This is a genomic window from Pseudomonas sp. ACN8 (genome assembly GCF_002303925.1).
Taxonomy (GTDB): Bacteria; Pseudomonadota; Gammaproteobacteria; order Pseudomonadales; family Pseudomonadaceae; genus Aquipseudomonas.
In genome coordinates, this window is the sequence record NZ_MRCS01000044.1 from 1 (window position 1) to 26,235 (window position 26,235).

Sequence of the window (26,235 nt, forward strand, 5' to 3'; positions counted from 1 at the left end):
TTTGTCGGGGGTGGGGAGTCCTTATGAGGCGCCGCTTGCGGCAGAGGTTGAGGTGGGCTCAGACGGAATGACGATTAGAGAAACGATTGCAAAAGTCGTAGAAACTATAAAATCATAACCGTGCAGCCCATTGCTCAATAGTGATTATCGAGTCAGGGACGGCAGGCAGCCCCCCTGACTCGATCAGTAGTTTCCTTCCATGGCACCTACTCCATCCGGTTTAAAAACGCCTTTGGAAACTTGGCGCAACTGTCGACGAAAAACGCGCAGTAATTTCTATGGGAGGAATCCCATGAAACACCCTTTTGTCACGTCGCCACTTCCAGGCTTTCGAACGCATGGCCCTCATCTTCGGCAACCGGCAAAATTGATAACTCAATACCGCCGACAATGTCGCCACTTGCTTTACTTTTTAATACCAACGGCATACTGCAAGGCGTACAGGTCAAGCTGGGGAGCACTTCGAGAGTGATTACACTGAAGTCCTTGGACAATACCGCAGGCAATACATTTCCACCCAGCTCAACCTGGACATCATCTACAACGCCACGAACCTTAAGCCAAAGGGCTGAAGCCCCATTCGCTTGAGCATTGAAAGGTTGCCCTGCATAGATCTCTTTTGGCCCCCAATCAATAACCTCCAGGCTCGCCCGCATCAAATCAGATTTAAGTTGTACACTTTCAGCTTTCAGCCGCTGATTTTCGGCATATAGGCGGGTTACATTAGCATTGTAATCTGCGATACCCTTTTGACTCCGTGAAAAAATATAATCTGCATCTTGAGACTTGCATAGACGCAGCGCTTCCAGATCCCCTCTGGGCGCGATTTCCTTATCTTGCAGTAACTGCTGATAGAGTAGGAAAGCTTTTCTTACATAAAGCCTGGAGTCGTTAATATTGCCTTCGATGGAAATATCCATTGGCTGCTTATGTTTGGACGAGTTCACCTTCAGCGAAAATGGCCCCAAGCAATCAGCCTGATAGGCTTCACCAACAAATTCGAGACACTCCCTGACGACCTGTTCCGGATTTGCAACAATATCATCATAATAAATTCGCTTTACTACGTCGGTGCCAAAGGCTTTCTCTGCAAGTTGGCATGCAGTCACCAGGCGCGTCCAGGTATTGTAGGCATTTTCCTCTTCATAGTCATTGGCACCAACACCACTGAAGTTCATCAGAGAGCTCGCCACCAACTTCGGATTGCGCAAAATATGTATAAATTTTGCATTGGGAAACATACGTAACAACGAGTACACAAAATGCGCATTTTCTGGTGTCGCATCCAACCAGCGCTTCTTGTCGGGGCTGGTGGAAAACTTGACAAACTCGGAGGCGTCCGCCGCATGTTGCGGCTGTGCAGCATTCTCAACAATATTGCTACGCGACTTGAGGATCAAATCATTGCAGGAGACCCCGGCCGCAATACAATAAGACCTGCGCGAGATGTTAGCCGACAAAAGAAACGAACGAGCCAGGCCTTTTGTCCCGAGATCATGCTGCGCTGCCGCATCAGTACTCATTTTATAAATATAATGAGTTTCTTCCAAAGGAAAGATATTAGAGTGCTGCCCCAACACCCATCCCATCAGACTTGTTGCGGAGCGATAACTACCGATAACAAATATTGGTTGAACACTCATTCACTACTCCCGAGCCCCTGAAAACAGGGAAAATTTTAAACTTACAAACAGCAATCGAGACATCACTCTGTACAACCTGCAAACATCCAGAAGCCACTAAACCTGTTAAAAACCAATGCACCTTACAGCGTCTTATGGAATTTCCCTGGCGACTTCTTTATGGTATCGCAACAGCTAAAATTTAATTTTTCTTATCTATTTTCTTGCACCACCCATCAAAAAATCGCTCACACAAAACATCAAATTCAGTAGCTGCGCCGATTATTTCCTAAAGGCGCAGCCTTTAAACTAAAGCATAAAACATACTAAACGATCAAACCGCAAAACTAGCACTTCTTACCAGCAACAACAAACTCATCCACAATTGAATTATCTTTCTTCAATTTAGCAACAATCTTAAACCCAGGGTTCACCCATTTGCCAGTTTTGGCTTCACCTACCATCCCACCTTCAACCCAGAGTTTCGACTCTCCGGCTATTGGCTCAAGCCAAATCTGTATAAGTCCGTTTTTTTGCTCGGCACCCAGCTTATTGGCATCCCACGCGACATCGACAACAGAGCCAGAACAGCTCAGTTCGACAGAAGAGTCACGAGTCACTTTGATGATACCAAAATTCTGGCCCGCTTTTATTTCGGCCCTGGCGACCTCTGTCTTTTTCGGGACATTATCCCCACCGCATGCAACCAAAGCCAATGTCAGGACTGAGAGTACTAGAACTTTTACGCGCACAAATCACCTCTTTAATTGATTAAAATAACTTCAATAAAACTTACTATTGCGAGCACTTCCAGAATTGCTTACCCGGCTTTGCACTTCCCATGAGAGCGAGAAATCATCCGGGTTGGCGTTGACGGATTCGTTGCCATAGGAACAGTCAAGAATCCATCCACCATTACTGAACCCGTCCGTATTGGTCTTCGAAACGCACAATATCGTCTTCACCCAGATACTCACCGCTTTGCACTTCGATCATCATCAGATCAATAACGCCAGGATTTTCCAGGCGATGTTGGTGCCCCGCAGGAATAAAAGTCGACTCATTGGTATTGATCAATCGAGTTTCGCCGCCATTGACTACCTTGGCCATGCCCTGCACTACGATCCAGTGCTCACTGCGGTGGTGATGCATCTGCAGTGACAGTGCCGCGCCGGGTTTAACCACAATGCGCTTGATCTTGAAGCGTGGACCTTCCTCTAGCACGGTATAAGTGCCCCAGGGACGAGACACTGTACGATGCAGGCGATAAGCCTGATGGTTCTGCAACTTCAGACGCTTGGCAACCTGTCTTACCTCTTGCGCCCGATCGGCATGCGCAACGAGCACGGCGTCGGCAGTCTCCACCACGATCAGATTATCTACACCGACAGTTGCAACCAGACGCCCTTGGCTCTGTACAAAAGTGTTGCGACTATCGATAAAGATTGCATCGCATTGAGCACGGTTTTGCTCTGCGTCAGACTCCACCAGATCGCGAAGTGCGGTCCACGAGCCAATGTCGTTCCAGTCGAATATCCCTGGAACCACCGCCACCTTGGCTGAACGTTCCATCAACGCATAGTCGATGGAAATATCAGGCATGGCCGCAAAACTTTGCGCGTGCAACTCGTGCATTTGCGAATTGGCTCCCGTCGAACGCGGGCTTTGCGCGACACAAGCACGGGCCAGCTCGAGCAGCTCAGGCGCATGCTCTTGCAATTGGCTGATCAGCCCCCCGGTGGTGAAGCAGAACATCCCCGAGTTCCAGAGAAAACAGCCGCTATCAAGGTACTCTTGCGCAGTGACCTGATCAGGCTTCTCGACGAAACGCACTACTCGACAACCACCACTTTCATCCAGTCCCTCTCCAGCCTCGATATAACCAAAGCCGGTTTCTGGCGCGGTAGGGCGAATTCCGTAGGTGACCAGATAGCCTTGTCGAGCCAGCGCTACGGCTTGCTCGGTAGCAACCTTGAACCCGGGCAAATCATGGATCAGGTGATCGGCGGCCATTACCACCATTACCGCATCGTCACCCTGCTCTTCGGCCAGTACCAAAGCAGCCACGGCAAGTGCCGATGCGGTATTGCGACCTTGAGGCTCCAGCAGAAAGCGCGCCTGGTGATGGCCAAGCTTGGTACTGGTGAAATGATCACGGCTCTCGAAGTAGTGTTCACGGTTGGTCACCGTAACAATTTCACCACCCTCGGCAATCAAACTGGCGGCGCGCAGGTAGGTTTTCTCGAGCAGCGTCTGACCACCCGGTAAACGCATAAAGGGTTTCGGATGATCCTCGCGCGACACGGGCCACAAACGGGTGCCGGCGCCACCGGAAAGAATGACGGGGATAATCATGGGACTTACTCCCTACCAACGCGGCGCAGGTCAGCTTCAACCATCATCTGAATCAAAGTGTTCAAACTGGTTTTTGGCGCCCAGCCAAGTTTCTGCTCGGCCTTGCCTGGATTACCCAACAACACTTCAACCTCGGCAGGGCGGAAAAATTGTGGATCAATGACAACATAATCCTGATAGTTCAAACCAACATGCTCGAAGGCCAGTTTGCACATATCACGTACTGTGGTGGTTACACCGGTAGCTACCACGTAATCGTCGGCTTGTTCTTGTTGCAGCATCAACCACATGGCTTCGACGTAATCACCGGCAAAGCCCCAGTCACGCTTAGCGTCGATATTGCCCAAGCGCAGTTCTTTCTGCTTGCCCAGCGAGATCCGCGCGACAGCATCAGTAACCTTTCGGGTGACAAATTCAATGCCGCGCAGTGGCGACTCATGGTTGAACAGGATCCCGCTGGAAGCGTGCAGGCCAAAGCTCTCACGATAGTTAACGGTAATCCAGTGGCCATAAAGCTTGGCCACGCCATAGGGGCTACGCGGATAGAACGGAGTGTTCTCGTCCTGGCGCTCGGCCTGAATCAAACCAAACATCTCGCTGGTCGATGCCTGGTAAAAACGCGTCTCCGGTGAAAACTGGCGGATGGCTTCAAGCAAATGCGTGACGCCCAGACCATCTACAACAGCCGTTGTTACCGGCTGGTCCCAAGAGCTACCGACAAAGCTCTGAGCACCAAGGTTATAGATTTCATCAGGCTTGGATTTGATTACGGCGCGCTGAATCGAACAGGCGTCGGCCAGATCGCCTTCATGATAGCGAATCTGATCCTCAACGCCCAGTTCACGCAGCCGCCAGCGCGTATCGCTACTACGTCTTGCCACGAGACCGTGAACCTCGTAACCCTTTTCGAGCAACATCTTGGCCAGGTAAGCGCCGTCCTGCCCGGTAACACCAGTAATCAATGCAGATTTAGACATTTTTTAGTTCTCTTGCTTCCCATTCAGAGAGCACACTCTGAAGAGTTTTCGTGATTGACACTCCAGGCTTCCACCCAGTTTCTTTTTGTAATTTGTTTGAACAGCCAACGACTCTGCGCTGTTCAGACAAACGCAATCGACTTGCGTCCTGTACCAGTTCAACCTCAACTCCGGTCAAACCAGCCATTTGCATGATCAGATCGCGCACTCGCCACTCCACTCCCGAGCAGACGTTGTAAATTTCACCGTTACGTCCATGTTCCAACAACCCCAGATAGGCCTGTAGCACATCACGAACATCGAGAAAGTCACGGGTTACATCAACATCACCGACCTCCAATTGGGCCGGCTGCAAGCCTTGGCGCACGCGAATCAGTTGGCGCGCCATACTCGGAATAACGAAAGATTCACCCTGCCCCGGACCGATATGATTAAACGGACGGGCAATAACAATTCGCCAAGGTTCGCTATAACTCCACTGCTGGCAAAGCAGTTCGGCAGCAACCTTGCTCACGGCATAGGGATTACGCGGGCGTGGTGCCAGACACTCACTGATCGGCAGGTTCTTTTCCTCGACCTGACCATAAACGTCACCCGAGCTGACATATAGAAAAGTGCCGCAAAAGCCGCGGCGCTTGAGCGCTTGCAGCAAGTTCAACGTACCCAGCAAATTAATCTGCAGTGTCCGCTGCGGATCACGAAATGCCTCAGGAACGAAGGTCTGTCCGGCCAGGTGAACGACAGCATCGGGACACTCTTCCTGCAGCCAGGCATCCAGCGAAGCACTATCCAGCAGATTATAAGGCTTAGGTGCAAGTACCTGCCACGATCCAACTTCAGTTGTCGCTAACAGCGCTTGGAGATGCCCGCCGACAAAGCCGGTCAAACCTGTAACAAAAAGTTTTTTCATGTTGGAGTTTTCAATTTCAGTGACCTCATGCGCTTTGAACGGGGCACAATGCAAGCCCCGCATGATAGAGCACTACGGACAAGACAGCGATTGCTTGCAAGCCATCAATATCTGGCCGATAGGCAACACTTATAGAATTTAAACTACGCATCATTCCCTACCCTGCACCAATAAGCCAAACAACAGTTCGCCCATCCAATAGACCCGCACTTCACTGCAGGCCACGCCTACAGAATTCGCCCTAGGCTTAAATGTTTGAGCTGTCAAGCTCCAACAACTCAAACATCGACCAAGAGGTGTACCAAGATCTGCTTTATGCCAGGTTTTTTTCGGCGAACGAGTACGAACTTAGCGGCAACTGGGAGCGGGTTGTGCTGAAGCCGATATCATCAAGAATATTGCTTAGTGATACCCACGCGGCTTCTACTCCCCATTCCTGCAGTGCGAAGCGTTGCCCCGACTCGCTCAACTCATTCCAAAGCGATTCACTTTCATAAACCCGCACAATCGCTTCGGCGAAAGCTTCAGCATCGTCGGCCACAAGAATATTTTTATCGGCCGTCAGCAACATTCCCTCTGCCGCCAACGATGTAGCTACAACTGGCAAACCGTGAGCCATTGATGTACCGATTTTGCCCTTGATACCGGCACCGTAGCGCAGAGGCGCGACGGACACCCGCATCTTGTCCAGCAGTGGTGGCAAGTCTTCGACAAAACCGGTGATGACTACGTCTTCACTTTCGAGCGCCAAAATTTCTGCCGGCGGCTTACTGCCAACCGCGTAGAAGCGCACACCTGGCAATCGCTCTCGCAAAAACGGCATGACTTCGGCAACAAAATACTGAACGGCATCGACGTTTGGAGTGTGCTGGTAACCGCCAACAAACAGGATGTCTCGTCTAGCCTTGTAGCCTACTTCAGTACCTGTGACGTCCATGATCAAAGGGAACAAATGGATTTTTTCATTCGGCAGTTGAGGGCGCAATAATTCTAGTTCATTTGTGCTGACCACAATTGCAGCATCCGCGCCCTTGATTGCCGAGAACTCCACTTCCTTCATGTCTTTAGCTGCACTGGCCTTTGCCGGATCATCCAGCAACTTGGCCTCGCGCTCCATTCTCAGGAAATGCAGGTCTACCGTATGATACAAGACCTTGGCGCGGGGGCAGTGCTTGCGAACCAGTTCCAGATTTCGCTCAACTACTTTAGGGCGCAACAGGTAAACAAGATCATAACGATCCTTGGCTTCCAGCAAATGCTCTTCAACCGTCTTGACATAAGGCCTGTAAAGCACTTCGATGCCTACTCGTTGCAGAGCTTCAGTGTAGCCCGGCATATACAGAAAATTATCTTCCGGAATAAACGTTACTTGGAAGCCCATTTCACGCAGCAGCAAGAACGTATTGAAAGCCAATACTGAACCAGCATCTTCATTGGGCGTTGGGGTGCAGTGATCCAGAATCAAAACCCGTCGAGTGGCCATACGATCCTTTGCAAGATCAAGGTTTTGCCCGTTCTTTTGATATGTCTGCAGACGTTCCTTCCAGCGAGCGAACATTTTTTGCATGTTCACAACCTGATAGGACTTGGCTCCCTGGGTTTCATCCCGCCCCGAAGTCACACCCTCATAATGCACTACGACTGAAAGCGGTTGATAGATAACACGATAGCCCCGATCCCTGATCTTCAGAGCCAGATCGGCATCCTCACAATAGGCTGGCAAATAATGTTCATCAAAACCGCCCAACTCTTCGAATAGATCTTTCGGGACTAGAATCGAAGCCCCTGAGCAGTAATCAACTTCGCGCGCATAGTTATAGACAGGCAAGTCCGGATTCTGATTTCTACCAAAATTCCACGCACTGCCATCTTGCCAGATTATCCCACCGGCTTCTTGCAGAGTACCATCTGGGTAAATAAGCTTCGAACCTGCCAGTCCGGTACCAGGGAACTCCTGGAAAGTCCTGAGCAGCTCATCGAGCCAGCGAGGCAACACTTTTGTATCGTTGTTCAAGAAACACAAATACTTTCCTTTCGCTGCAAGTGCACCATTATTGCAAGAGCGAATGAAGCCCTGATTGACTTCGTTGCAAACCAGGCGAATTCCGTTTACTGCCTTAAGCAGCTCAACGGAGTTATCCGGCGAGCAATCGTCGACAACGATGACTTCAAAAGGAATTCCAGTGGTGTTTTCAGCCACAGAAGCCAGGCAGCGCAGCGTGTAATCACACTTACCGTAGATAGGTACAATGATAGAGACGAGCGGTTGCAACGAGGTCTCGATGCTTATTTCGCCGAACGTATCCTCTGCACATTCGGCGAATTCTTCATTCAATGTCGAAGGATCGACCGAGGGCTGCTTGTATCCAACCTGAACATCTGCCGCCGCAACTACGGACGGAAATTTATTAATCAATAAATTTCTATGTGACGCCTTGGCTTTTGGGCTAAACGGCAATTTCTGATATACACACTTAGCGTTCCTGAGCAAAAGTTTGATGTAGCGTTTGGTCTGTTTGATCGGTGAAAACACCCAACGGCTAATTTCGCGAAGAGGCATAGTCAAACGCCAAGAACTACTACCTTCCAGTTCTGCAATTCGTTCCCGAGCTTCTTTTAGCTCTTCGGTCAACCTGAGTGCCCACTGTCCGCGACGAACGACCTCTTCCTTTTGAGCTTCGTGGTCGACCACTTTCATATTCAGATCAAGCAGTCTCTTATCGTAATCGGCTACGCTGCGTTCGAGGTACGCAATTTTTTCAGCACTCGCAGAAACCTGGTTATTCAGGTTGGCGACTTGGGCATCATGCACCGAGCGAGCCTCATTTGAAGTAGAAAGATGCTCAGTTTGTTCAGCCAACGCTTGAATAAGGCTCACAGTGTGCTCTTCATGCTCAAGTAATAGTTTTTCGAGCGTCTTGAGCTTCAATTGCTCTTCAATCAGAGCTTCACACGACTCAGACAGATTATTGTCTCTTGCGCTATCCAGACTAGCAATTTGCCGATCTTGCTGGAGCAGTAACTCATCAAGTTCCGCCAGTTTTTCCTGCGCATCGCTCAATGCCTGATTGAGCGCCGTCAGCTTGATATCACGCTCGACCAGATTCTGATCAAGACTCGCAATCTGGTTTTCCTTCTCGAGCAACAGGTGCTCAAGGCCCCTTAGTCGTTCCTGCTCTTCACCTCTGACTGCACTCAGGTCAAATAGACTTTTATCAAGGCTCGCAATTTGCAGATCACGCTTGAGTAGCGCCTCATTGAACTCCGCAATCTTGCTATCGCGTTGCTTCAACATCTCGCCCTGATCCGACAGTTCGGCTTCCCGGCTTTCGACGAGCTGATTCAGTTGAATAACTTTCGCATCGCGCTCCAGTACCAAAGCCTCGATCGTCCGAATCTGCGCCTCTCGCTCATTCAAGAGTTGGTCGCGCTCGCCAACGGAGTGGCCAAGGTGGTGTATTTGATTTTCGGAAGCCAGTACCGATTCTTTCAGTATTTCAATATGTTTTTCGCGCTCAGCGACTATTCTACCTAGTCCCTCGACGTTCCGTTCCTTTTCGCCGAGGATCTGGCTGAGGTCACCAATCTGGTTTGCCTGCTGAGTTATCGTGGCTGAGTACCTTGATGCAGTACTACTCGAAATTTTAGCAACGAGGTTCAATAACTCGGCCTGATCGGAGATCAGTTCAACTGAGTAAATCTCGGCGCTAGGAACCTGTATACGATCCAACTCCTCCCACGAGTGAACATCCAGGCAGAGGAGCGTTGCCGTTTCGACACCGTTCGTACTGATATTTCTCGACTTGCTTAGACCGACATAAATATACTTTTCGCTGACGCATATACCTCGTGCATATCCTCCCAGCGCCCTGGAACGGAGCAATTCACCTGCCGGAGAATATTCGCAAAGCCCTTGCTCTTCAGAGTTAGCGATCAGAAGGTTCTCACCAAACGCAGTGAGACTGTGGGGCTGTGAAAGCCCTGCGATCAAATGCTTCCCTGTATTCAAATCTCGTACGTAGCCCGAGTTCCGGGTATGGCCTTTGTAGCCGCGATGTTCGGCGAATTTTCCGAACGCAGAAAATACAACTGCGCCGCCCCATACAGCGAGACAGTTTATATGCAGCGAGTCATCCTCACCTGGGAAGACCCAACGCTGCTCTTCTTCGCCTTCAAGGTTCAACTTGACAATTTCGTTCCCGGTCGTGGCAACGATATAGATATGATCATCGACAATAAGCGCATCGTGAATATCATGAAACTTTACAGTCGACTCGGTTACCTCAAGTGTCTGCTCGCCGTGAATCAACAAAGTGGCAGGTTGCAGTCCTCTTACAAAGTGCCTGGAAGCACGTCCCAAGCCTGTCGCACTAGTGCCATCCAGCTTATGAACTTTATTTTCATTGACTAAAAACAAACCGCCTTCGTTAGGGCTGGAAACCAGAAGCCCCGAGAAAAAGTTAATCATTTATCAAAACCCTAGGAGAAAAGCCAAAATCAATGATTTCCGTCACTATGTCCTGCTTTATCGGCAGCACGCGAAATGCCACGGCATCGATCAACCGATGCAATACGGTTTCATCCTGCCCGAGCGCACCAAATGTTCCGGCATTAAAAAAGTACACTCCCGAACTCAAGATACAATTAAACTCAAACTCCACGTCAATTACTGTACCGGCGCTGACATAGGGAATGGTTAGATCTTGCGAAGGCACCGACAAAACACCGCCTAGTGGAAAACCTGACTTTGTCTTTATTACCGTACCAAATCTGACCAACGTCGCTGACTGGGAAAAATGCACTTGATAGCTATATTTGTACTTTCGACCACGCACCAGCGTATTGACCGGACGACCGTCCAGCGTCTTTATCCCTGGATTCTGAATGTGGGCACCTTGTGAGTCCGTTTCGATCATGCAATCGGACTTCAATCCAGCATCGAAATAGTCTTCAGCTTCTTTCACTGGTACCGGCAAAGCCGTATCGACACCCATTACAGGAACAACTGCAGCCAGCGCGATATCAGAACGAATTTCAGCCCGCTTTTCCTGTGGCGCATAGAGCAATTGCTGATATTTACCGATAATCTCTTTTGGCTCGCCCACCAACAGCAATTCTCCAGCATCCATCAGAATTGCTCTATCGCAAAGCTCCACGACAATATTGCCAGAGTGCGACACAAACAAAATGGTCGTGCCTTTGGCCTTGATACTTTCAATCCGCGAAAAGCACTTACGCTGAAACAATTCATCGCCTACCGACAGGGCCTCATCAACGACGAGCACTTCAGGATCCGAGTTTATCGCCACGGCAAACGCCAATCGAACCGACATACCGCTGGAGTATGTTTTTACGGGCTGATCGATAAACTGGCCTATATCGGCAAACGCTTCGATTTCTGCGTAACGGGCGTCGATTTCTTTTTTTGTGAGACCGAGTACAGCGGCGTTCATATAAACATTTTCACGCCCGGTAAACTCGGGATTAAAACCGGAACCAAGCTCCAAAAGCGCTGCGATCCGACCGTCGACCTTGATATCCCCACCGCTGGGATTCAATGTGCCGCAAATCATTTGTAACAGCGTTGATTTGCCACTGCCATTACGACCGACGATACCCACGGTCTCGCCCTTTCTGACCTCGAACGAAACGTCCTTCAAAGCCCAGAATTCACGATAATATTTCTTGAAGCCACGGGCTAACATCTGCAACAGTCTGTCGCTGGGCTTTTCATATATTTGAAAGCACTTGCTCAGGTTGCTTACCCGAATGGCTACCTGACTACTCAAAGCGGGAATCAGCGCTATTTCATCAGGACTGACGCCGGCCTGCATTTTCTCTTCAGAGGACATCGGCAAATCCCTTTCGCGTTTTCTGGAACCAGGCAAAGCCAAGCCATGAAAAGGTCAATGCGCCAGCAGAATAGCCCAGCAATACCAGGTAATTCGGCCATTCCCCCCAAATCAACACAGCCCTTGCTTGCTCAATAATTGGAACAAGTGGATTCATCTGCATGATTTGTTGGTATTCGGCAGGCAATGACGAAACGGAATAAAATATTCCTGAGAGAAACATCAGCATTGTAATCACGACACCGATGACTTGCGTAATATCACGCAAATACACTCCCAGCGAAGCCAGAGCCCAAGAGATCCCCATTGAAAACATTAATAAGGGCAACATGACAAAAGGCAGAAACAACGCAGTTGAATGAGGTACGCCGAAGAACACGGAATAAAACACCAGCCACACGACAATACTAATTAAACTATGAAACAGTGCGGCGCCCATCGATACCCAAGGAAGAACCTCTAATGGGAAAACAACTTTTTTCACATAGTTCACGTTCGACAGTATCAAGCTTGGGGCACGCCCGACGCACTCCGAGAACACGTTAAAAACAATTAGACCGGCAAACAACACCAAGGCATATTCTGTTTTAGACCCCTCTTCGTGCCCTCCCCATCTTGCATTGAAGACAACGCTGAATACGAAGGTGTAAACCCCAAGCATTAATATCGGGTTAAACAACGACCAAAACAAACCAAGACTGGAGCCCCGGTAACGACCCAATATTTCTCGCTTGGTGAGCGCGGCAATCAGTGCGCGGTTACGCCAGAAACTGGCAACCATTTCGATCGGAGAAGTCGAAAAATGTTGCATTAACCAAACACCTCAGCCTGCGCCAACAAAGCGCCTTGTGCATCTTTCGCCGACAGTGCCGGAGGCTCATTTATCGGCCAATCGATACCCAGTGCCGGGTCATCCCAGCGTATGCACCGCTCATGGGATGGCGCGTAGAAGTCCGTGGTCTTGTAAAGGAATTCCGCGGTGTCCGAGAGCACGACAAATCCATGGGCGAAACCTTCGGGCACCCATAGCTGATGGTTGTTTTCCGCTGACAAATAAGCGCCGACCCACTGCCCGAATGTCGCGGAGTCACGACGAATATCAACGGCCACATCAAACACTTCGCCCTGGACGACGCGAACGAGTTTCCCCTGGGGCTGTTGTACCTGATAGTGCAGGCCGCGTAATACGCCCCTGGTTGAGCGAGAGTGATTGTCCTGTACGAAATGAACGGAACGCCCCACTACCTCTTCAAAAGCGCGCTGATTGAAACTTTCAAAGAAGAACCCGCGCGGGTCACCAAACACTTTAGGTTCGAACAACACAACATCGGAGATGGCTAACGGTGTGGCTTTCATCTGAAAATCGTCTCCTGCAGGAGACGCTTGAGATATTGGCCATAGCCGTTTTTCGAAAGCGGAGCAGCGAGTTTTTCAAGCTGTTCGGCATCGATCCACTTCTGGCGGAAGGCAATCTCTTCCGGGCAGGCGACTTTGAGACCCTGGCGATGCTCAAGTGTGGCAATGAAGTGACTGGCCTCCAGGAGCGAGTCGTGGGTGCCCGTATCCAGCCAGGCGTAACCGCGGCCCATGATTTCCACGGACAGGTTGCCTTGCTCAAGATAAATGCGGTTAAGGTCAGTAATTTCCAGTTCGCCACGAGGCGACGGCTTGATGCTTTTGGCAATCTCGACAACTTGCTTGTCGTAGAAGTACAGACCGGTCACGGCGTAGTTCGACTTTGGCTGGAGCGGTTTCTCTTCCAGGCTGATCGCCTTGCCTTGAGCATCGAACTCCACCACCCCGTAACGTTCCGGGTCGTTGACGTGGTAGGCAAAAACACTGGCCCCATCGACGCGCTCCATGGCGCTCTGCAACAGTTCGTTGAAATGATGGCCGTGATAGATGTTGTCGCCCAGCACCAAGGCGCACGGATCGTTACCGATGAAATCCTCGCCAATGATGAATGCCTGTGCCAGACCATCCGGCGACGCCTGCACCGCATAGGAAATGTTCAAGCCCCAACGGGCGCCATCCCCTAGCAGTTGCTCGAAGCGCGGGGTGTCTTGCGGCGTGGAAATGATCAGGATATCGCGGATACCGGCCAGCATCAGGGTGCTCAGCGGGTAGTAGATCATCGGCTTGTCGTATACCGGCAGCAACTGCTTGGAGATGGACAATGTTGCAGGGTGCAGTCGAGTTCCCGAGCCGCCGGCCAGGATGATTCCTTTACGATTGAACATATTCACTTCTCTAGAATTTCTGTAAGCATCCGTGCCACACCGACTTGCCAATCAGGCAGGCTCAGCGCGAAGGCGTTTCGCAGTTTATGGGTATCGAGGCGGGAGTTGTACGGACGTTTTGCTGGCGTTGGGTATGCTTCAGTACCAATCGCTCCGACCTGCGTCGGGGAGACTTTCAAGTCCACGCCTGCCAACTCGGCTCGTTCAAGCACAAAGCGCGCATAGCGGCACCAGGTGGTTTCACCTGAGGACGCAAGATGGTAGAGCCCGCTCAGTTCCGGGCTTGCGAGGGTGCTGCGCACAGCATGGGCAGTGACGTCGGCCAACAGCTCCGCCCCGGTCGGTGCACCGAACTGATCGTCGATGACGTTCAAGTTCTCGCGCTCACGGGCCAGGCGCAGCATGGTCTTGGCGAAGTTGTTGCCTCGTGCGGCATACACCCAACTGGTACGGAAAATCAGGTGCGCGCAGCCACTGGCCTGAATCGCCTGCTCGCCCGCGAGTTTGCTGGAGCCATAGACACTCAACGGTGCGACCGGATCACTTTCCTGCCAAGGGGTTTCACCGTCGCCGGCGAATACATAGTCCGTGGAGTAATGCACCAGCAAGGCATTCAGAGCCAACGCTTCCCGGGCCAGCACTGCCGGCGCTTCGGCATTCACCCGATGCGCCTGCTGCGATTCGCTTTCAGCCTTGTCGACAGCGGTATACGCCGCGGCATTGACAATAACGTCGGGCGCAAAGCGCTGTACGGTGGCGGCGAGCCCCGCCAGGTCATTCAGATCGCCACAGTAATCCGGGCTGCGGGAGTCCAGTGCGAGCAACTCACCTAGCGGGGCAAGACTGCGTTGCAACTCCCACCCGACCTGGCCGTTTTTACCGAGCAATAGAATTTTCATGCAGTACGTCCGGCGTAGTTTTTCTCCACCCACTGAAGATAAGCACCGGACTGGATATTGCTGACCCAATCCTGGTTATCCAGGTACCACTGGACGGTTTTACGGATGCCGGTTTCAAAGGTTTCTGCCGGTTTCCAGCCCAGTTCGCGCTCAAGCTTGCGAGCGTCGATGGCATAACGGCGGTCATGCCCGGGACGATCGGTCACGTAGGTGATTTGAGCGTTGTAAGGCTGACCGTCGGCGCGTGGACGCATCTCGTCTAGCAAGGCGCAGACCGTATGCACGATGTCCAGGTTCGGCTTTTCGTTCCAGCCGCCCACGTTATAGACCTCACCCACGATGCCGGCTTCCAGCACGCGACGAATGGCGCTGCAGTGGTCTTTGACATACAGCCAGTCACGAATCTGCTGGCCATCACCGTAGACAGGCAATGCCTTGCCGGCCAGTGCGTTGACGATCATCAGCGGAATGAGTTTTTCCGGGAAGTGATACGGCCCGTAGTTGTTCGAGCAGTTCGTCGTCAGTACCGGCAGGCCATAGGTGTGATGGTAGGCACGTACCAGATGATCACTGGCGGCCTTGCTGGCCGAGTAAGGGCTGTTCGGCTCGTACTGGTGGCTTTCGCTGAACGCGGCTTCATCCTTGGCCAGCGAGCCATAGACTTCGTCGGTAGACACATGCAGGAAGCGAAACGACTGCTGCGCATCGGATGCCAGGCCCTTCCAGTAAGCGCGCACGGCTTCCAGCAAGCGGAACGTACCAACGATGTTGGTCTCAATGAAGTCTTCCGGACCGTGAATGGAGCGATCAACATGCGACTCGGCGGCGAAGTTCAGGATTGCGCGAGGTTGATGCTCTTCCAGCAGGCGGGCCACCAGGGCGCTGTCACCGATATCACCACGCACAAATACGTGCCGCTCGTTACCGGCCAGGCTGCTGAGGTTATCCAGGTTGCCTGCATAGGTCAGCTTGTCCAGATTGACCACAGTCTCATCAGACTGAGCCAGCCAGTCCAATACGAAGTTCGCACCGATGAAACCTGCACCGCCAGTTACTAAGATAGTCATTGATTTAGATCTTTTTCAGTAAAGTTGCGAGGATCAGCCCCAGGTTTCCAGCGACCGTCTGCCGGTACAGACCGGCACGCTTGAAACCCAGAATCCTTGGTAAAAGTGGTTTGCTACGCGCTGCCTTGAATTGATCAAGCTTCACCCGATGCTCTTGGCTCAATCGATGACGCATAGATTCCAAAGCATGAATATTTTGAGTATTCCATTCGTAAAAAAGACCCCTGAACGCCATGCGCAAGCGCTTGAGGCGTGCCAGCCAACTGGAGTTGGTCCCTACCACGTTTTCATTGTGCTGACGGTATAGCACCGTTGGTACAGGGTCATAGTGGACAGCGCCACCCGCACCGGAAATCAACTGATACGCCCACCAGTCATGCGAAGGTACATTCAGATTGTCGCCTGCCTCTTGCAGCAACGCGCGTGCGGCCTGGTTAAAAACCATTGTGTTGCCGCCCCCGATATTTTGCACGAGCGCATTGGAAAAGTGCGGCGCAAGAGCAAATTTGGGAGAGTAGCCAAAAGAAAAACCTGATTCGCAAATCAGTTCGGTACGCCCACAGTAAAGGGCCGGCACACCTTCCGGGGCTGACTTCAGCCAGGCTATTGCCTTCTCGAGTTTTTCTTGCTTCCAGATATCGTCCTGATCAGCCCACGCATAGAAGTCTGCGTGAATGTCTGTCCGACAAGTGAGCGAAAGGAAGTTTGCGACGAAGCCTCGACCAGGCCCCTCGATAACCTGGAGACGCCCCGCCCCCCACTGGTCCGTCGTGGCTTGAAGGATGTCCAGCGTCCGGTCCTGGGAGCCATCGTCCGAGACATAGACAGTCCAGTCACAATGAGACTGCTGCTGAAATGACTCAAGCTGCTGGGCTAAAAACGATTCTCCATTGTAGGAACACATCAGTATTGCGACTTTTTCAGTTCGGCAATCACTCAACGTGGTACCGGCGCAAGAATGAAGAAAGCTGGATCCCAAGATACCCACAAAATCTCCTTCCGTGTACATGACAGGTGTAATGTCAATTAGTACTTCTTTATTAAAATCAACACGATAAGGATTCGAATCGTTTTCAGAGCTTGATTATTCAGACAGCGCAAGCGGAGTCAGAACTGCACATCCGAATTCCCACACAACATCCCAAGCAACACTGCCACCCGGCCATCAGCGGTATCTCCACTGGGCTGGGACTGCGTTCTTGAGCACATCCTTCTTGGCTTTCAGCCTGAATTAGGTGAGGGTTCGAACATCTTGCGTACAAACTCCATGTAAAACGAACTCAAATTTTAAAGCAAAATGGAGGCCAACAACACCAGTGAAGCCTGAGACGACATAAATCCGACACAGGACTACCACTGTGGTCTCAGGGCGTTTACGGGGACGAATCGTACTACAAAGCTGTAACAAAGTTCCCACATTACCGAAAGAAAGATCGCCGTTCGGCGGTCTTTTTTCCTATCCGGCGGGACAGCTCAGACAAACAACCAATAGACAAGCAATCCAGATACCGCTGCGGCCAAAACCGGCCGCAAAGCGCGATATGCCTTGGGGTGAAGACGTTTCCACTGCTTGACCACGCCACTGAATTTATCGCTGGAGTTCTTGCTCCAGGCGTAGACCTGGTTGATGCCGCCCACACGTTCGTCGTCCAGGTTCTGAGGGGCAGTGGCGCGGCCCAGCCAGGCGCTGACACTGCGATTGATGCGGGTCATGAAGCGATTGCTCAGCGGACGTTCGATATCGCAGAACAGGATGACACGGGTCTTTGGCGTTTCATTCTTGACCCAGTGCACGTAGGTCTCGTCGAACATCACGTCTTCACCATCGCGCCAGGCGTAAACCTGACCGTCGACAAAGATGCGGCAATTATCGGAATTGGAGGTGGAGAGGCCCAAGTGATAACGCAGGGAACCGCCAAACGGATCACGATGCGGGTTGAGGTGGCTGCCGCCCGGCAGCAGCGCGAACATGGCGCCTTTGACGCTGGGAATGCCGTTGACCAGTTCCACGGTCTTCGGGCACAAGGCTTCGGCGGAAGGCAGCGGTTTGTCATACCACTTGAGATAGAAACGCTTCCAGCCCTTCTTGAAGAACGAGCCAAAACCGGCGTCGTTGTTCTTTGCCGCCGCGCGGATATACCCCTCGTCGAACAAGTGCATCGCTTCGTCGCGAATCACCTCCCAGTTGTCCTTGAGCACATCCAGTTCCGGGAACTTGCTGCGATCCAGATACGGTTTCGAAGGCACACCGGAAAACAGGTACATCAAAGCGTTATAGGGGGCGAACAGTGCCGAATGGTTAACGAACTGGCGCAAAACCGGCAGACGCGCCTTGCCGCGCAAATGCACATAGAGAGTGCTACCGAGAAACACCAACAACAACGAGGCCTTCGCGGCAACCGATAAGGTCATCAACAACTCCTTTGAAGATAAACGACACCGCACCACGTCCATTGCCCGACGTGGCTGCCAGCACGATAAAGACTACTGCCCCGGTGAAAACCTGCACTTTTCAACATTCTTTGTTAATGAATGTGCAACAAAGCACTCATTAACATAAGGTGCCTGAACGCTGACTGATGAAAATCCATCATCAGCCGGACCAGATCAATGGATCGCAACCAGCGACAACGCCTCAACCGTCACCACCAGCCACGACCCGCCAATGTTCAGCGCTTACTGCTGATTCTCCTGCTCGGTAAACAGATCACTGAACAGCATGCTCGACAGGTAACGTTCACCGGAGTCCGGCAGAATCACGACGATGGTCTTGCCCTGCATTTCCGGGGTCTCGGCCAGTCTTACGGCTACCGCCATGGCGGCGCCACAGGAAATCCCGCACAAGATTCCTTCTTCCTGCATCAAGCGCAAGGCCATGGCCTTGGACTCTTCGTCACTGACCAGTTCCACCCGGTCGACGATCGACAAATCGAGGTTCTTCGGCACAAAACCGGCACCGATACCCTGGATCTTGTGCGGGCTTGGCTTGATTTCCTCACCGGCCAGGGCCTGGGTGATCACCGGCGACACCACCGGTTCCACCGCCACCGAGAGTATCGGTTTGCCCTGGGTATTCTTGATATACCGCGAAACGCCGGTGATGGTTCCACCGGTTCCGACGCCTGCCACCAGTACGTCGACCGCGCCGTCGGTATCGTTCCAGATTTCCGGGCCGGTGGTTTTTTCGTGGATGGCCGGGTTGGCCGGGTTGTCGAATTGCGCCGGCATGAAGTACTTCGACGGGTCGCCGGCAACGATTTCACCGGCTTTCTCGATGGCGCCCTTCATGCCTTTGGCCGGCTCGGTCAACACCAGTTCGGCCCCCAGAGCCTTGAGCACCTTGCGGCGCTCGATACTCATGGACGCCGGCATGGTCAGCATCAGTTTGTAGCCACGGGCGGCGGCCACAAAGGCCAGGCCGATGCCGGTATTGCCGGAGGTGGGTTCGACGATGGTCATGCCCGGTTTGAGTTTGCCACTGCCCTCGGCATCCCAGATCATGTTCGCGCCGATCCGGCACTTGACCGAGTAACCCGGGTTGCGCCCTTCGATCTTGGCCAGGATGGTCACACCACGCGGCGCAATGCGATTGATCTGCACCAGCGGCGTGTTGCCGATGGAGTGGGCGTTGTCAACGAAAATGCGGCTCATGGCTGGGTCCTTAACGACAGCATTGAAATAGGGCATCAAGGTAAGCCCTCTTGCCCGCAGGCGTCCAGTCAGGTCGAACGTCCGCTTATCAGTGCAGTCAATGGCTTTAGATCGCCAGAGATTTGCCGCCATGAAACGTCGATACAGCTGGCCCCTGGGGACCCTCATCGGCCTCGTTATGTTGCTGATAACGCTCCACATCGCCTTGCCCTATCTGGTGCGCGACTACCTCAATGAGCGGCTGGCGAACATGGGTGACTACCGCGGCCAGATCACCGACGTGGACCTGGCCCTTTGGCGCGGCGCCTACAAAATCAACGGACTGAAAATCGTCAAGATCGACGGCAAGGTGCCAGTGCCTTTCGTCAACGCGCCGCTGGTCGACCTCTCGGTCAGTTGGCGTTCGCTCTGGTACGACCATGCGGTGGTGGCCAAGGTGCAGTTCATCAATCCCGAGGTCAATTTCGTCGACGGCGGGGCCAACAAGCAAAATTCCCAGACCGGCGAAGGCACCGACTGGCGTGCTCAATTAGGCAAGTTGCTGCCCATTACCCTGAACGAAGTGCGGATCAGCGACGGCAAGATCAGTTTTCGCAACTTCAATTCCAAACCACCCGTGAACATGAATGCCACAAAAGTGGATGCCAACATCCACAACCTGACCAACATAGTCGACACCAAAGGCAAGCGTGATGCGCGCTTCGAAGGCAAAGCGCTGCTGCTGGGGCACGCGCCACTGGAAACCACGGCCACTTTCGATCCATTGAGCGACTTCGAAGACTTCGAGTTTCGCTTGCGCACCACGGATATCGAGCTCAAGCGCTTGAACGACTTCGCCGCGGCCTACGGCAAGTTCGACTTCAATGCAGGCCATGGCGACGTGGTGATCGAAGCCTCGGCCAGCAAGGGGCGACTGACCGGCTACATCAAGCCACTGCTACGCGATGTTGATGTGTTCAACTGGCAGCAGGATGTGGAAAACAAGGACAAAGGACTGTTCCGCTCGATTTGGGAAGCTCTCGTCGGCGGTACCGAGACCCTCTTGAAAAACCAGGGCAAAAACCAGTTTGCGACACGGGTCGAACTCAAGGGCAATGTACATCAGCAAGATGTCAGCGCATTCCAGGCTTTTTTGCAGATTTTACGCAATGGATTCATCCAGGCGTTCAATGCGCGGTATGAACAGCCCCAGCCGGATGCAGGCTAATTTTTGCGCGTGACGATATACCGGCCAGTGTCTTCTGCCGCACGGGGCGAATTCGATTGCTGTTGCAGGAAATCCCAACCCAGACAGGCCAGGGCTAACGATCGCGGCACCGCTTCGCGACCACTGCTGTATCGGGTGATACTGCGGGTACTGACCCCCAGCGCTTCAGCCGCCTGATTAAGCGGTAACCCGGTGCGAGCACGCCAATCGATAAAGATTCGGGTGTTCTCGTCGGCTGCATTTTGCGCCAAGGCATCCAGGTAGAGAGTGTCTGCACCAATCTGGATATCGAGTTCAGGCCATTCGACACTCCAGCCATCGTCACCCAACGTTGCATACTCAAAAGCGACTCCCTGCAAAGGTTGCAGGCCTGGATAGGCCTGCAGGTCGCGGCTCAAATCGAGTATCAGTTGCTGGCCATCGATAAATGTCAGCGCCAAACGATGATCCGACAACGCTTGCACTGCCGATAGCCGTGGTCGTTTCATGGGTAGCATCGTTTCCAATCCTCCAGCAATTGAGTCTGGTGAGCTCTGACCCACTCCAGAGCTTCCCTGAGAATCAGCGGCGGTGCCTTGCCCATCATCACTTCGACAGTTTCCAGGCTCAACATGACGTCCAGTCCGCCACCCGTCAGATGAACATGTGGCGGTGGATGATTTTTTTCGCGCAACTGAATGCGGTATGTATCTCGAAATCGGTGTTTTGTAGACATGCCCGGCATGCTATCGCCAAAATGGCGATATCTCTATACTGGCCAGCAACCGAGACTGAGTCAAGATGTGACGCCCCATTCAGAGACTGAATAAGCCGTCTGCGTTCACAGTCGACCGGGCACCGCGTTATAGTCGGGGCTGACCATTTTATTGCGCCCCCGCCCTGCCTCCTTCAGGTCGGCGTTACCGTTCGAGGATTAGCAGATGAAGTTCGAAGGCACCCAGGCCTACGTCGCCACCGATGACCTGAAGCTGGCGGTCAACGCCGCCATCACCCTGGAGCGGCCGTTGCTGGTCAAGGGCGAACCGGGCACCGGCAAGACCATGCTCGCCGAGCAACTGGCCGAATCCTTTGGCGCCAAGCTGATCACCTGGCACATCAAATCCACCACCAAGGCCCACCAGGGCCTGTACGAGTACGACGCGGTCAGCCGCCTGCGCGATTCGCAGCTTGGCACGGAAAAGGTCCACGACGTTCGCAACTACCTGAAAAAGGGCAAGCTCTGGGAAGCCTTCGAATCCGAAGAGCGGGTCATCCTGCTGATCGACGAGATCGACAAGGCCGACATCGAATTCCCCAACGACCTGCTGCAAGAACTCGACAAGATGGAGTTCTACGTTTACGAGATCGACGAGACCATCAAGGCCAAGAAGCGCCCGATCATCATTATTACCTCCAACAACGAAAAGGAGCTGCCGGACGCCTTCCTGCGCCGCTGCTTCTTCCACTACATCGCCTTCCCCGACCGCGTGACAATGCAGCGGATCGTCGACGTGCACTACCCGGACATCAAGAAAGATCTGGTCAGCGAAGCGCTGGACGTGTTCTTCGACGTGCGCAAGGTGCCGGGCCTGAAGAAGAAGCCTTCGACCTCCGAGCTGGTGGACTGGCTGAAGCTGCTGATGGCCGACAATATCGGCGAAGCGGTGCTGCGCGAGCGCGATCCGACCAAGGCCATCCCGCCTCTGGCCGGTGCGCTGGTGAAAAACGAACAGGACGTGCAACTGCTGGAGCGACTGGCGTTCATGAGCCGTCGCGGCACCCGCTAAGAGGCTGATGCCATGCTGCTCAACCTGTTCAATGAAATGCGCGCAGCCAAGGTACCGGTCTCGGTGCGTGAACTGCTGGACCTGATCAACGCGCTGAAACAGCGCGTGACGTTCGCCGACATGGACGAGTTCTATTACCTGTCCCGGACGATCCTGGTGAAGGACGAAAAGCATTTCGACAAGTTCGACCGAGCGTTCGGTGCTTACTTCAACGGTCTGGAAAAGCTCGACGATCACCTGCAGGCGCTGATCCCCGAAGACTGGCTGCGCAAGGAGTTCGAGCGCTCGCTGACCGATGAAGAACGGGCGGCGATCCAGTCCCTCGGTGGCCTGGACAAGCTGATCGAAGAGTTCAAGAAACGCCTCGAAGAACAGAAGGAACGCCATGCCGGTGGCAACAAGTGGATCGGCACCGGGGGCACCAGCCCGTTCGGCTCCGGCGGTTTCAACCCGGAAGGCATTCGGGTTGGCGATGCCGGCAAGCGCCAGGGCAAGGCCGCCAAGGTCTGGGACCAGCGCGAGTACAAGAACCTCGACGATTCCGTCGAGCTGGGCACGCGCAACATCAAGGTCGCCCTGCGGCGCTTGCGCAAGTTTGCCCGTCAGGGTGCGGCGGAAGAACTGGACATCGATGGCACCATCGACCACACCGCCAAGGATGCCGGCCTGCTGAACATCCAGATGCGGCCGGAGCGGCGCAACACCGTCAAGCTGTTGTTGCTGTTCGACATCGGCGGCTCGATGGACGCCCACGTGAAGATTTGCGAGGAATTGTTCTCGGCCTGCAAGACCGAGTTCAAGCATCTGGAGTACTTCTACTTCCACAACTTCATTTATGAATCGGTATGGAAGAACAACATGCGCCGCACCTCCGAGCGCACTTCGACCATGGACCTGCTGCACAAGTACGGCGCCGACTACAAAGTGATCTTCATCGGCGACGCCGCCATGGCGCCCTACGAAATCACCCAGGCGGGCGGCAGCGTCGAGCACTGGAACGAAGAAGCCGGTTACGTCTGGATGCAGCGATTCAAGGAGAAGTACAAGAAGCTCATCTGGATCAACCCATATCCGAAGGACACCTGGGGCTATACCTCGTCGACCAACATCGTGCGGGATTTGATCGAGGACCAGATGTATCCGCTGACTCTTCGCGGGTTGGAAGAAGGGATGCGGTTTCTTTCCAAATAACTTTTATTGTCTGGTCTGACGCCATCGCGAGCAGGCTCGCTCCCACATTGGATCTTTGTCGTGCATAAGATCCCTGTGAGCGAGCCTGCTCGCGATGCTTTTTAGCTGTTGTTGAAGCGGCGCAAATACTCGATTTGCTCGCGGTGCGCCACTTCCTGCACCACCGGCCGCAACCGCACCCGCGCCCCCGGCAAACACTGCGCCAGCCGCGCCAGCGCCAATGGCGTCAACGCTCCCAATCGCGGATATCCACCAATGGTCTGCCGATCATTGAGCAGCACAATCGGCTGCCCGTCGGGCGGCACCTGGACCGCCCCCAACGGAATGCCTTCGGAAATCATCGGTTTGCCCTGGTACTGCAGCGCCGTACCCAACAGGCGAATGCCCATCCGGTCGGCACGACTGTCGAGGCTCCACACGCTGTTGAACGCATCGAACAGGCTCTGCCCGCTGAACTCGCCGATCTGCGCACCAAGCACCAGATCCAGCAATGGCTCGCGAGTGAAATCCGGCACCCATCGGCTCGGCAACTCCCGCAGTAATACCAGCGAATTCCCCGAGTAGTTCAAGGTCGCGCCTTTGCCCAGCGCATGGCCCATTCCGTCCAGGCCGCCGAGCTCTTCACGGACTACCGTCGCGCTGCTGCCCAGCACTTTCGGTGCATCAAACCCGCCCGGCGCCGCCAGATAGGCCCGGGCGCCGAGCAACGGGCGGGTGAATTGCAAACGCTGGCCTTTGTGTAACCTGAAACTGCGCCACGGGGCCAGCACTTCGCCGTCCACCTGCGCGCCCAGATCCGCTCCAGCCAGGGCCAGCACGCAGTCTTCCTCGGCAACGACAGTGAACCCGCCGAGGGTGATTTCGACTACCGGCGCATCCAGTCCGTTGCCCAACAGCCAGTTACCCCAGGCCATCGAACGCCAATCGGCCGCTCCACCCTGGGTCACGCCCAGATGCCGCACGCCGAATCGACCGGCATCCTGCAACAGGCACAGCGCCGTACTCACTTCAATCATCAGACGGCTCATGCCAGGGCCTCCAGTGGCGTGTCGTCACCGCCCAGGTTAATGAATTCGGCATGGCCGACCGCTTCGAACCGTACCGTGTCACCGGGTTGCATCAGGCTGTAGCCGTCACGGTTGCGATCGAACAATTTGGCCGGCGTGCGGCCGATCAAATTCCAGCCACCCGGCGACACCACCGGATAGGCCGCCGTCTGCCGTTCGGCGATGCCGACACTGCCGGCGGCGACTTTCTTGCGTGGCGTGCTCAGGCGCGGCGCGGCGAGCACCTCTTCCACCAGCCCCATGAAGGCGAAGCCCGGGGCAAAACCCAGCGCGAACACTTGATATTCATGCGCGCTGTGGCGACGGATCACCTCCTCTACCGGCAGCCCGCTGCGCTGCGACAACAGGCTCAATTCCGGGCCGACGCTCAAGTCGTACCACACCGGCAACACATGGCAGGTGCCACGAGTGCGCGCGTTGGGCGTCAGGTCGATCAAGGCTTCGGCGATCAGTTCCCGGGCCTGGTTCGGACTCAACGCGGTCAGGTCGTAATGCACCATCAACGTTGTGTAGGACGGCACCAGATCGATCAGATGCCCGGCGAACGCCGTGCGCAGACTTTCACTGGCTGCCAGCATCCACGGCATGTTGGTTTCGGCGATTTCATCGAACAGGCGCACCATCAGGCAATCCAGCGCCACCACTTCTACCCGCGGCTTCATGACGCGCTCTGCCGGTTCAAGGCTTCACGGATGCGTTGCACGGCAGCGACCGAGCTGGCGTTGTCGCCGTGCACGCACAAGGTGTTGGCCTGCAAATGCAGGGCGCTGCCGTCGCTGGCGGTGAGCGGATCGCCACGGGCGATGGTCAGCGCCTGCTCGATGATCTTTTCCGGATCGTGATGAACCGCCCCCGGCAGTTGTCGCGACACCAGTCTGCCGACGCTGTCGTAGGCGCGGTCGGCGAAGGCTTCGAACCACAGGGTCACGCCGTATTCATCGCCCAGTTGTTGGGCGACGCTGTTGTCGCGGGTGGCCATCAACATCAACGGCAGGTTGCGGTCATAGGACGCTACCGCTTGCAGCACCGCACGCAGCTGCGCCGGGTTGGCCATCATGTCGTTGTACATCGCGCCATGGGGTTTGACGTAACTGACCCGTCCACCCTGGGCTCGGCAGATGCCGTCGAGGGCGCCGATCTGGTAATGCAGGATGTCTTGAAGCTCCTGGGTGGCATAGACCATGGAACGACGGCCGAACCCCACCAGGTCCTGATAGGCCGGATGCGCGCCAACTTGCACACCGTGGCCGAGGGCCAGGCTGACGGTCTTGCGCATGATGCTCGGGTCGCCGGCGTGGAAACCGCAGGCGATGTTGGCGCAATCGATGAAGGGCATGATTTCCGCGTCCAGACCCATGGTCCAGCTGCCGAAACTCTCGCCGATGTCGCAGTTCAATAGCAGGCGGCTCACGCTGAACACTCCTGTAGGCT

23 protein-coding genes are annotated in these 26,235 nt (G+C 53.9%); 3 read left to right on the forward strand and 20 right to left on the reverse strand.

Annotation, left to right across the window (positions count from 1 at the left end; all coding sequences use genetic code 11):
* Positions 1 to 308 precede the first annotated feature (308 nt).
* From BSF44_RS22305 to cysK, 15 genes are all read right to left on the reverse strand, one after another.
* Positions 309 to 1,643: a sulfotransferase gene (locus tag BSF44_RS22305; RefSeq protein ID WP_095945338.1), complete on the reverse strand. Its 1,335-nt coding sequence runs from the start codon at positions 1,641 to 1,643 to the stop codon at positions 309 to 311.
* Between the two features lie 326 nt (positions 1,644 to 1,969).
* Positions 1,970 to 2,374: a hypothetical protein gene (locus BSF44_RS22310; RefSeq protein WP_095945339.1), complete on the reverse strand. Its 405-nt coding sequence runs from the start codon at positions 2,372 to 2,374 to the stop codon at positions 1,970 to 1,972.
* Positions 2,375 to 2,537: 163 nt separating this feature from the next.
* Positions 2,538 to 3,977, reverse strand: a complete 1,440-nt coding sequence (locus tag BSF44_RS22315; RefSeq protein ID WP_095945340.1) for a mannose-1-phosphate guanylyltransferase/mannose-6-phosphate isomerase — start codon at positions 3,975 to 3,977, stop codon at positions 2,538 to 2,540.
* A 5-nt stretch (positions 3,978 to 3,982) separates the two neighbouring features.
* Entirely contained in the window at positions 3,983 to 4,954 is a 972-nt protein-coding gene (gene gmd, locus BSF44_RS22320) for a GDP-mannose 4,6-dehydratase (RefSeq protein WP_095945341.1), read from the reverse strand.
* Positions 4,947 to 5,864, reverse strand: a complete 918-nt coding sequence (locus tag BSF44_RS22325; protein WP_095945342.1) for a GDP-mannose 4,6-dehydratase — start codon at positions 5,862 to 5,864, stop codon at positions 4,947 to 4,949. The genes gmd and BSF44_RS22325 overlap by 8 nt, the downstream gene beginning before the upstream one ends.
* 313 nt (positions 5,865 to 6,177) lie before the next feature.
* The gene (locus BSF44_RS22330; protein ID WP_095945343.1) at positions 6,178 to 10,332 is read right to left on the reverse strand and encodes a glycosyltransferase; all 4,155 of its coding nucleotides are present in this window, start codon (positions 10,330 to 10,332) and stop codon (positions 6,178 to 6,180) included.
* Positions 10,325 to 11,653: an ABC transporter ATP-binding protein gene (locus BSF44_RS22335; RefSeq protein ID WP_172435385.1), complete on the reverse strand. Its 1,329-nt coding sequence runs from the start codon at positions 11,651 to 11,653 to the stop codon at positions 10,325 to 10,327. The genes BSF44_RS22330 and BSF44_RS22335 overlap by 8 nt, the downstream gene beginning before the upstream one ends.
* Before the next feature lie 52 nt (positions 11,654 to 11,705).
* Positions 11,706 to 12,527 (reverse strand): ABC transporter permease, encoded by an 822-nt coding sequence (locus BSF44_RS22340; RefSeq protein WP_095945345.1) that lies wholly within the window; start codon positions 12,525 to 12,527, stop codon positions 11,706 to 11,708.
* Complete coding sequence (rfbC, locus tag BSF44_RS22345) at positions 12,527 to 13,072, reverse strand: dTDP-4-dehydrorhamnose 3,5-epimerase (RefSeq protein WP_095945346.1); 546 nt, start codon at positions 13,070 to 13,072, stop codon at positions 12,527 to 12,529. Before rfbC ends, BSF44_RS22340 begins: the two co-directional genes overlap by 1 nt.
* Positions 13,069 to 13,956 (reverse strand): glucose-1-phosphate thymidylyltransferase RfbA, encoded by an 888-nt coding sequence (rfbA, locus tag BSF44_RS22350; protein ID WP_095945347.1) that lies wholly within the window; start codon positions 13,954 to 13,956, stop codon positions 13,069 to 13,071. Before rfbA ends, rfbC begins: the two co-directional genes overlap by 4 nt.
* 2 nt (positions 13,957 to 13,958) lie before the next feature.
* Positions 13,959 to 14,855 (reverse strand): dTDP-4-dehydrorhamnose reductase, encoded by an 897-nt coding sequence (rfbD, locus tag BSF44_RS22355; protein ID WP_095945348.1) that lies wholly within the window; start codon positions 14,853 to 14,855, stop codon positions 13,959 to 13,961.
* A complete protein-coding gene (gene rfbB / locus BSF44_RS22360; protein WP_095945349.1) occupies positions 14,852 to 15,922 on the reverse strand; it encodes a dTDP-glucose 4,6-dehydratase in 1,071 nt (356 codons plus the stop codon). The genes rfbD and rfbB overlap by 4 nt, the downstream gene beginning before the upstream one ends.
* Before the next feature lie 4 nt (positions 15,923 to 15,926).
* A complete protein-coding gene (locus BSF44_RS22365; RefSeq protein ID WP_172435384.1) occupies positions 15,927 to 16,910 on the reverse strand; it encodes a glycosyltransferase family 2 protein in 984 nt (327 codons plus the stop codon).
* A 485-nt stretch (positions 16,911 to 17,395) separates the two neighbouring features.
* Positions 17,396 to 18,334, reverse strand: coding sequence for an aspartyl/asparaginyl beta-hydroxylase domain-containing protein (locus tag BSF44_RS22370; protein ID WP_095945350.1), 939 nt, complete (start codon positions 18,332 to 18,334; stop codon positions 17,396 to 17,398).
* Positions 18,335 to 18,598: 264 nt separating this feature from the next.
* A complete protein-coding gene (gene cysK, locus BSF44_RS22375; protein ID WP_095945351.1) occupies positions 18,599 to 19,573 on the reverse strand; it encodes a cysteine synthase A in 975 nt (324 codons plus the stop codon).
* Positions 19,574 to 19,703: 130 nt separating this feature from the next.
* Here cysK and BSF44_RS22380 point away from each other — a divergent pair, with 130 nt between their 5' ends.
* Positions 19,704 to 20,780, forward strand: coding sequence for a DUF748 domain-containing protein (locus BSF44_RS22380; RefSeq protein ID WP_095945352.1), 1,077 nt, complete (start codon positions 19,704 to 19,706; stop codon positions 20,778 to 20,780).
* On the opposite strand, the gene BSF44_RS22385 is transcribed toward BSF44_RS22380, so the two are convergent.
* Together BSF44_RS22385 and BSF44_RS22390 are read right to left on the reverse strand one after the other, a co-directional pair.
* A complete protein-coding gene (locus BSF44_RS22385; RefSeq protein ID WP_095945353.1) occupies positions 20,777 to 21,277 on the reverse strand; it encodes a DUF2442 domain-containing protein in 501 nt (166 codons plus the stop codon). The two genes, BSF44_RS22380 and BSF44_RS22385, sit on opposite strands and share 4 nt — an antisense overlap.
* Positions 21,265 to 21,495, reverse strand: a complete 231-nt coding sequence (locus BSF44_RS22390) for a DUF4160 domain-containing protein (RefSeq protein WP_095945383.1) — start codon at positions 21,493 to 21,495, stop codon at positions 21,265 to 21,267. The genes BSF44_RS22385 and BSF44_RS22390 overlap by 13 nt, the downstream gene beginning before the upstream one ends.
* A 205-nt stretch (positions 21,496 to 21,700) precedes the next feature.
* Here BSF44_RS22390 and BSF44_RS22395 point away from each other — a divergent pair, with 205 nt between their 5' ends.
* Together BSF44_RS22395 and BSF44_RS22400 are read left to right on the forward strand one after the other, a co-directional pair.
* Positions 21,701 to 22,546, forward strand: coding sequence for a MoxR family ATPase (locus tag BSF44_RS22395; RefSeq protein WP_007984829.1), 846 nt, complete (start codon positions 21,701 to 21,703; stop codon positions 22,544 to 22,546).
* 12 nt (positions 22,547 to 22,558) lie between these two features.
* Positions 22,559 to 23,737: a VWA domain-containing protein gene (locus BSF44_RS22400; protein ID WP_046043874.1), complete on the forward strand. Its 1,179-nt coding sequence runs from the start codon at positions 22,559 to 22,561 to the stop codon at positions 23,735 to 23,737.
* Positions 23,738 to 23,838: 101 nt separating this feature from the next.
* Here the strand turns inward: BSF44_RS22400 and BSF44_RS22405 are convergent, their stop codons facing one another.
* From BSF44_RS22405 to BSF44_RS22415, 3 genes are read right to left on the reverse strand one after another with little or no spacing between them, the layout of a single operon-like run.
* Positions 23,839 to 24,765, reverse strand: a complete 927-nt coding sequence (locus tag BSF44_RS22405) for a biotin-dependent carboxyltransferase family protein (RefSeq protein ID WP_095945354.1) — start codon at positions 24,763 to 24,765, stop codon at positions 23,839 to 23,841.
* Positions 24,762 to 25,466, reverse strand: coding sequence for an allophanate hydrolase subunit 1 (locus BSF44_RS22410; protein ID WP_095945355.1), 705 nt, complete (start codon positions 25,464 to 25,466; stop codon positions 24,762 to 24,764). Before BSF44_RS22410 ends, BSF44_RS22405 begins: the two co-directional genes overlap by 4 nt.
* Positions 25,463 to 26,215, reverse strand: a complete 753-nt coding sequence (locus BSF44_RS22415; protein ID WP_095945356.1) for a 5-oxoprolinase subunit PxpA — start codon at positions 26,213 to 26,215, stop codon at positions 25,463 to 25,465. Before BSF44_RS22415 ends, BSF44_RS22410 begins: the two co-directional genes overlap by 4 nt.
* Positions 26,216 to 26,235 lie beyond the last annotated feature (20 nt).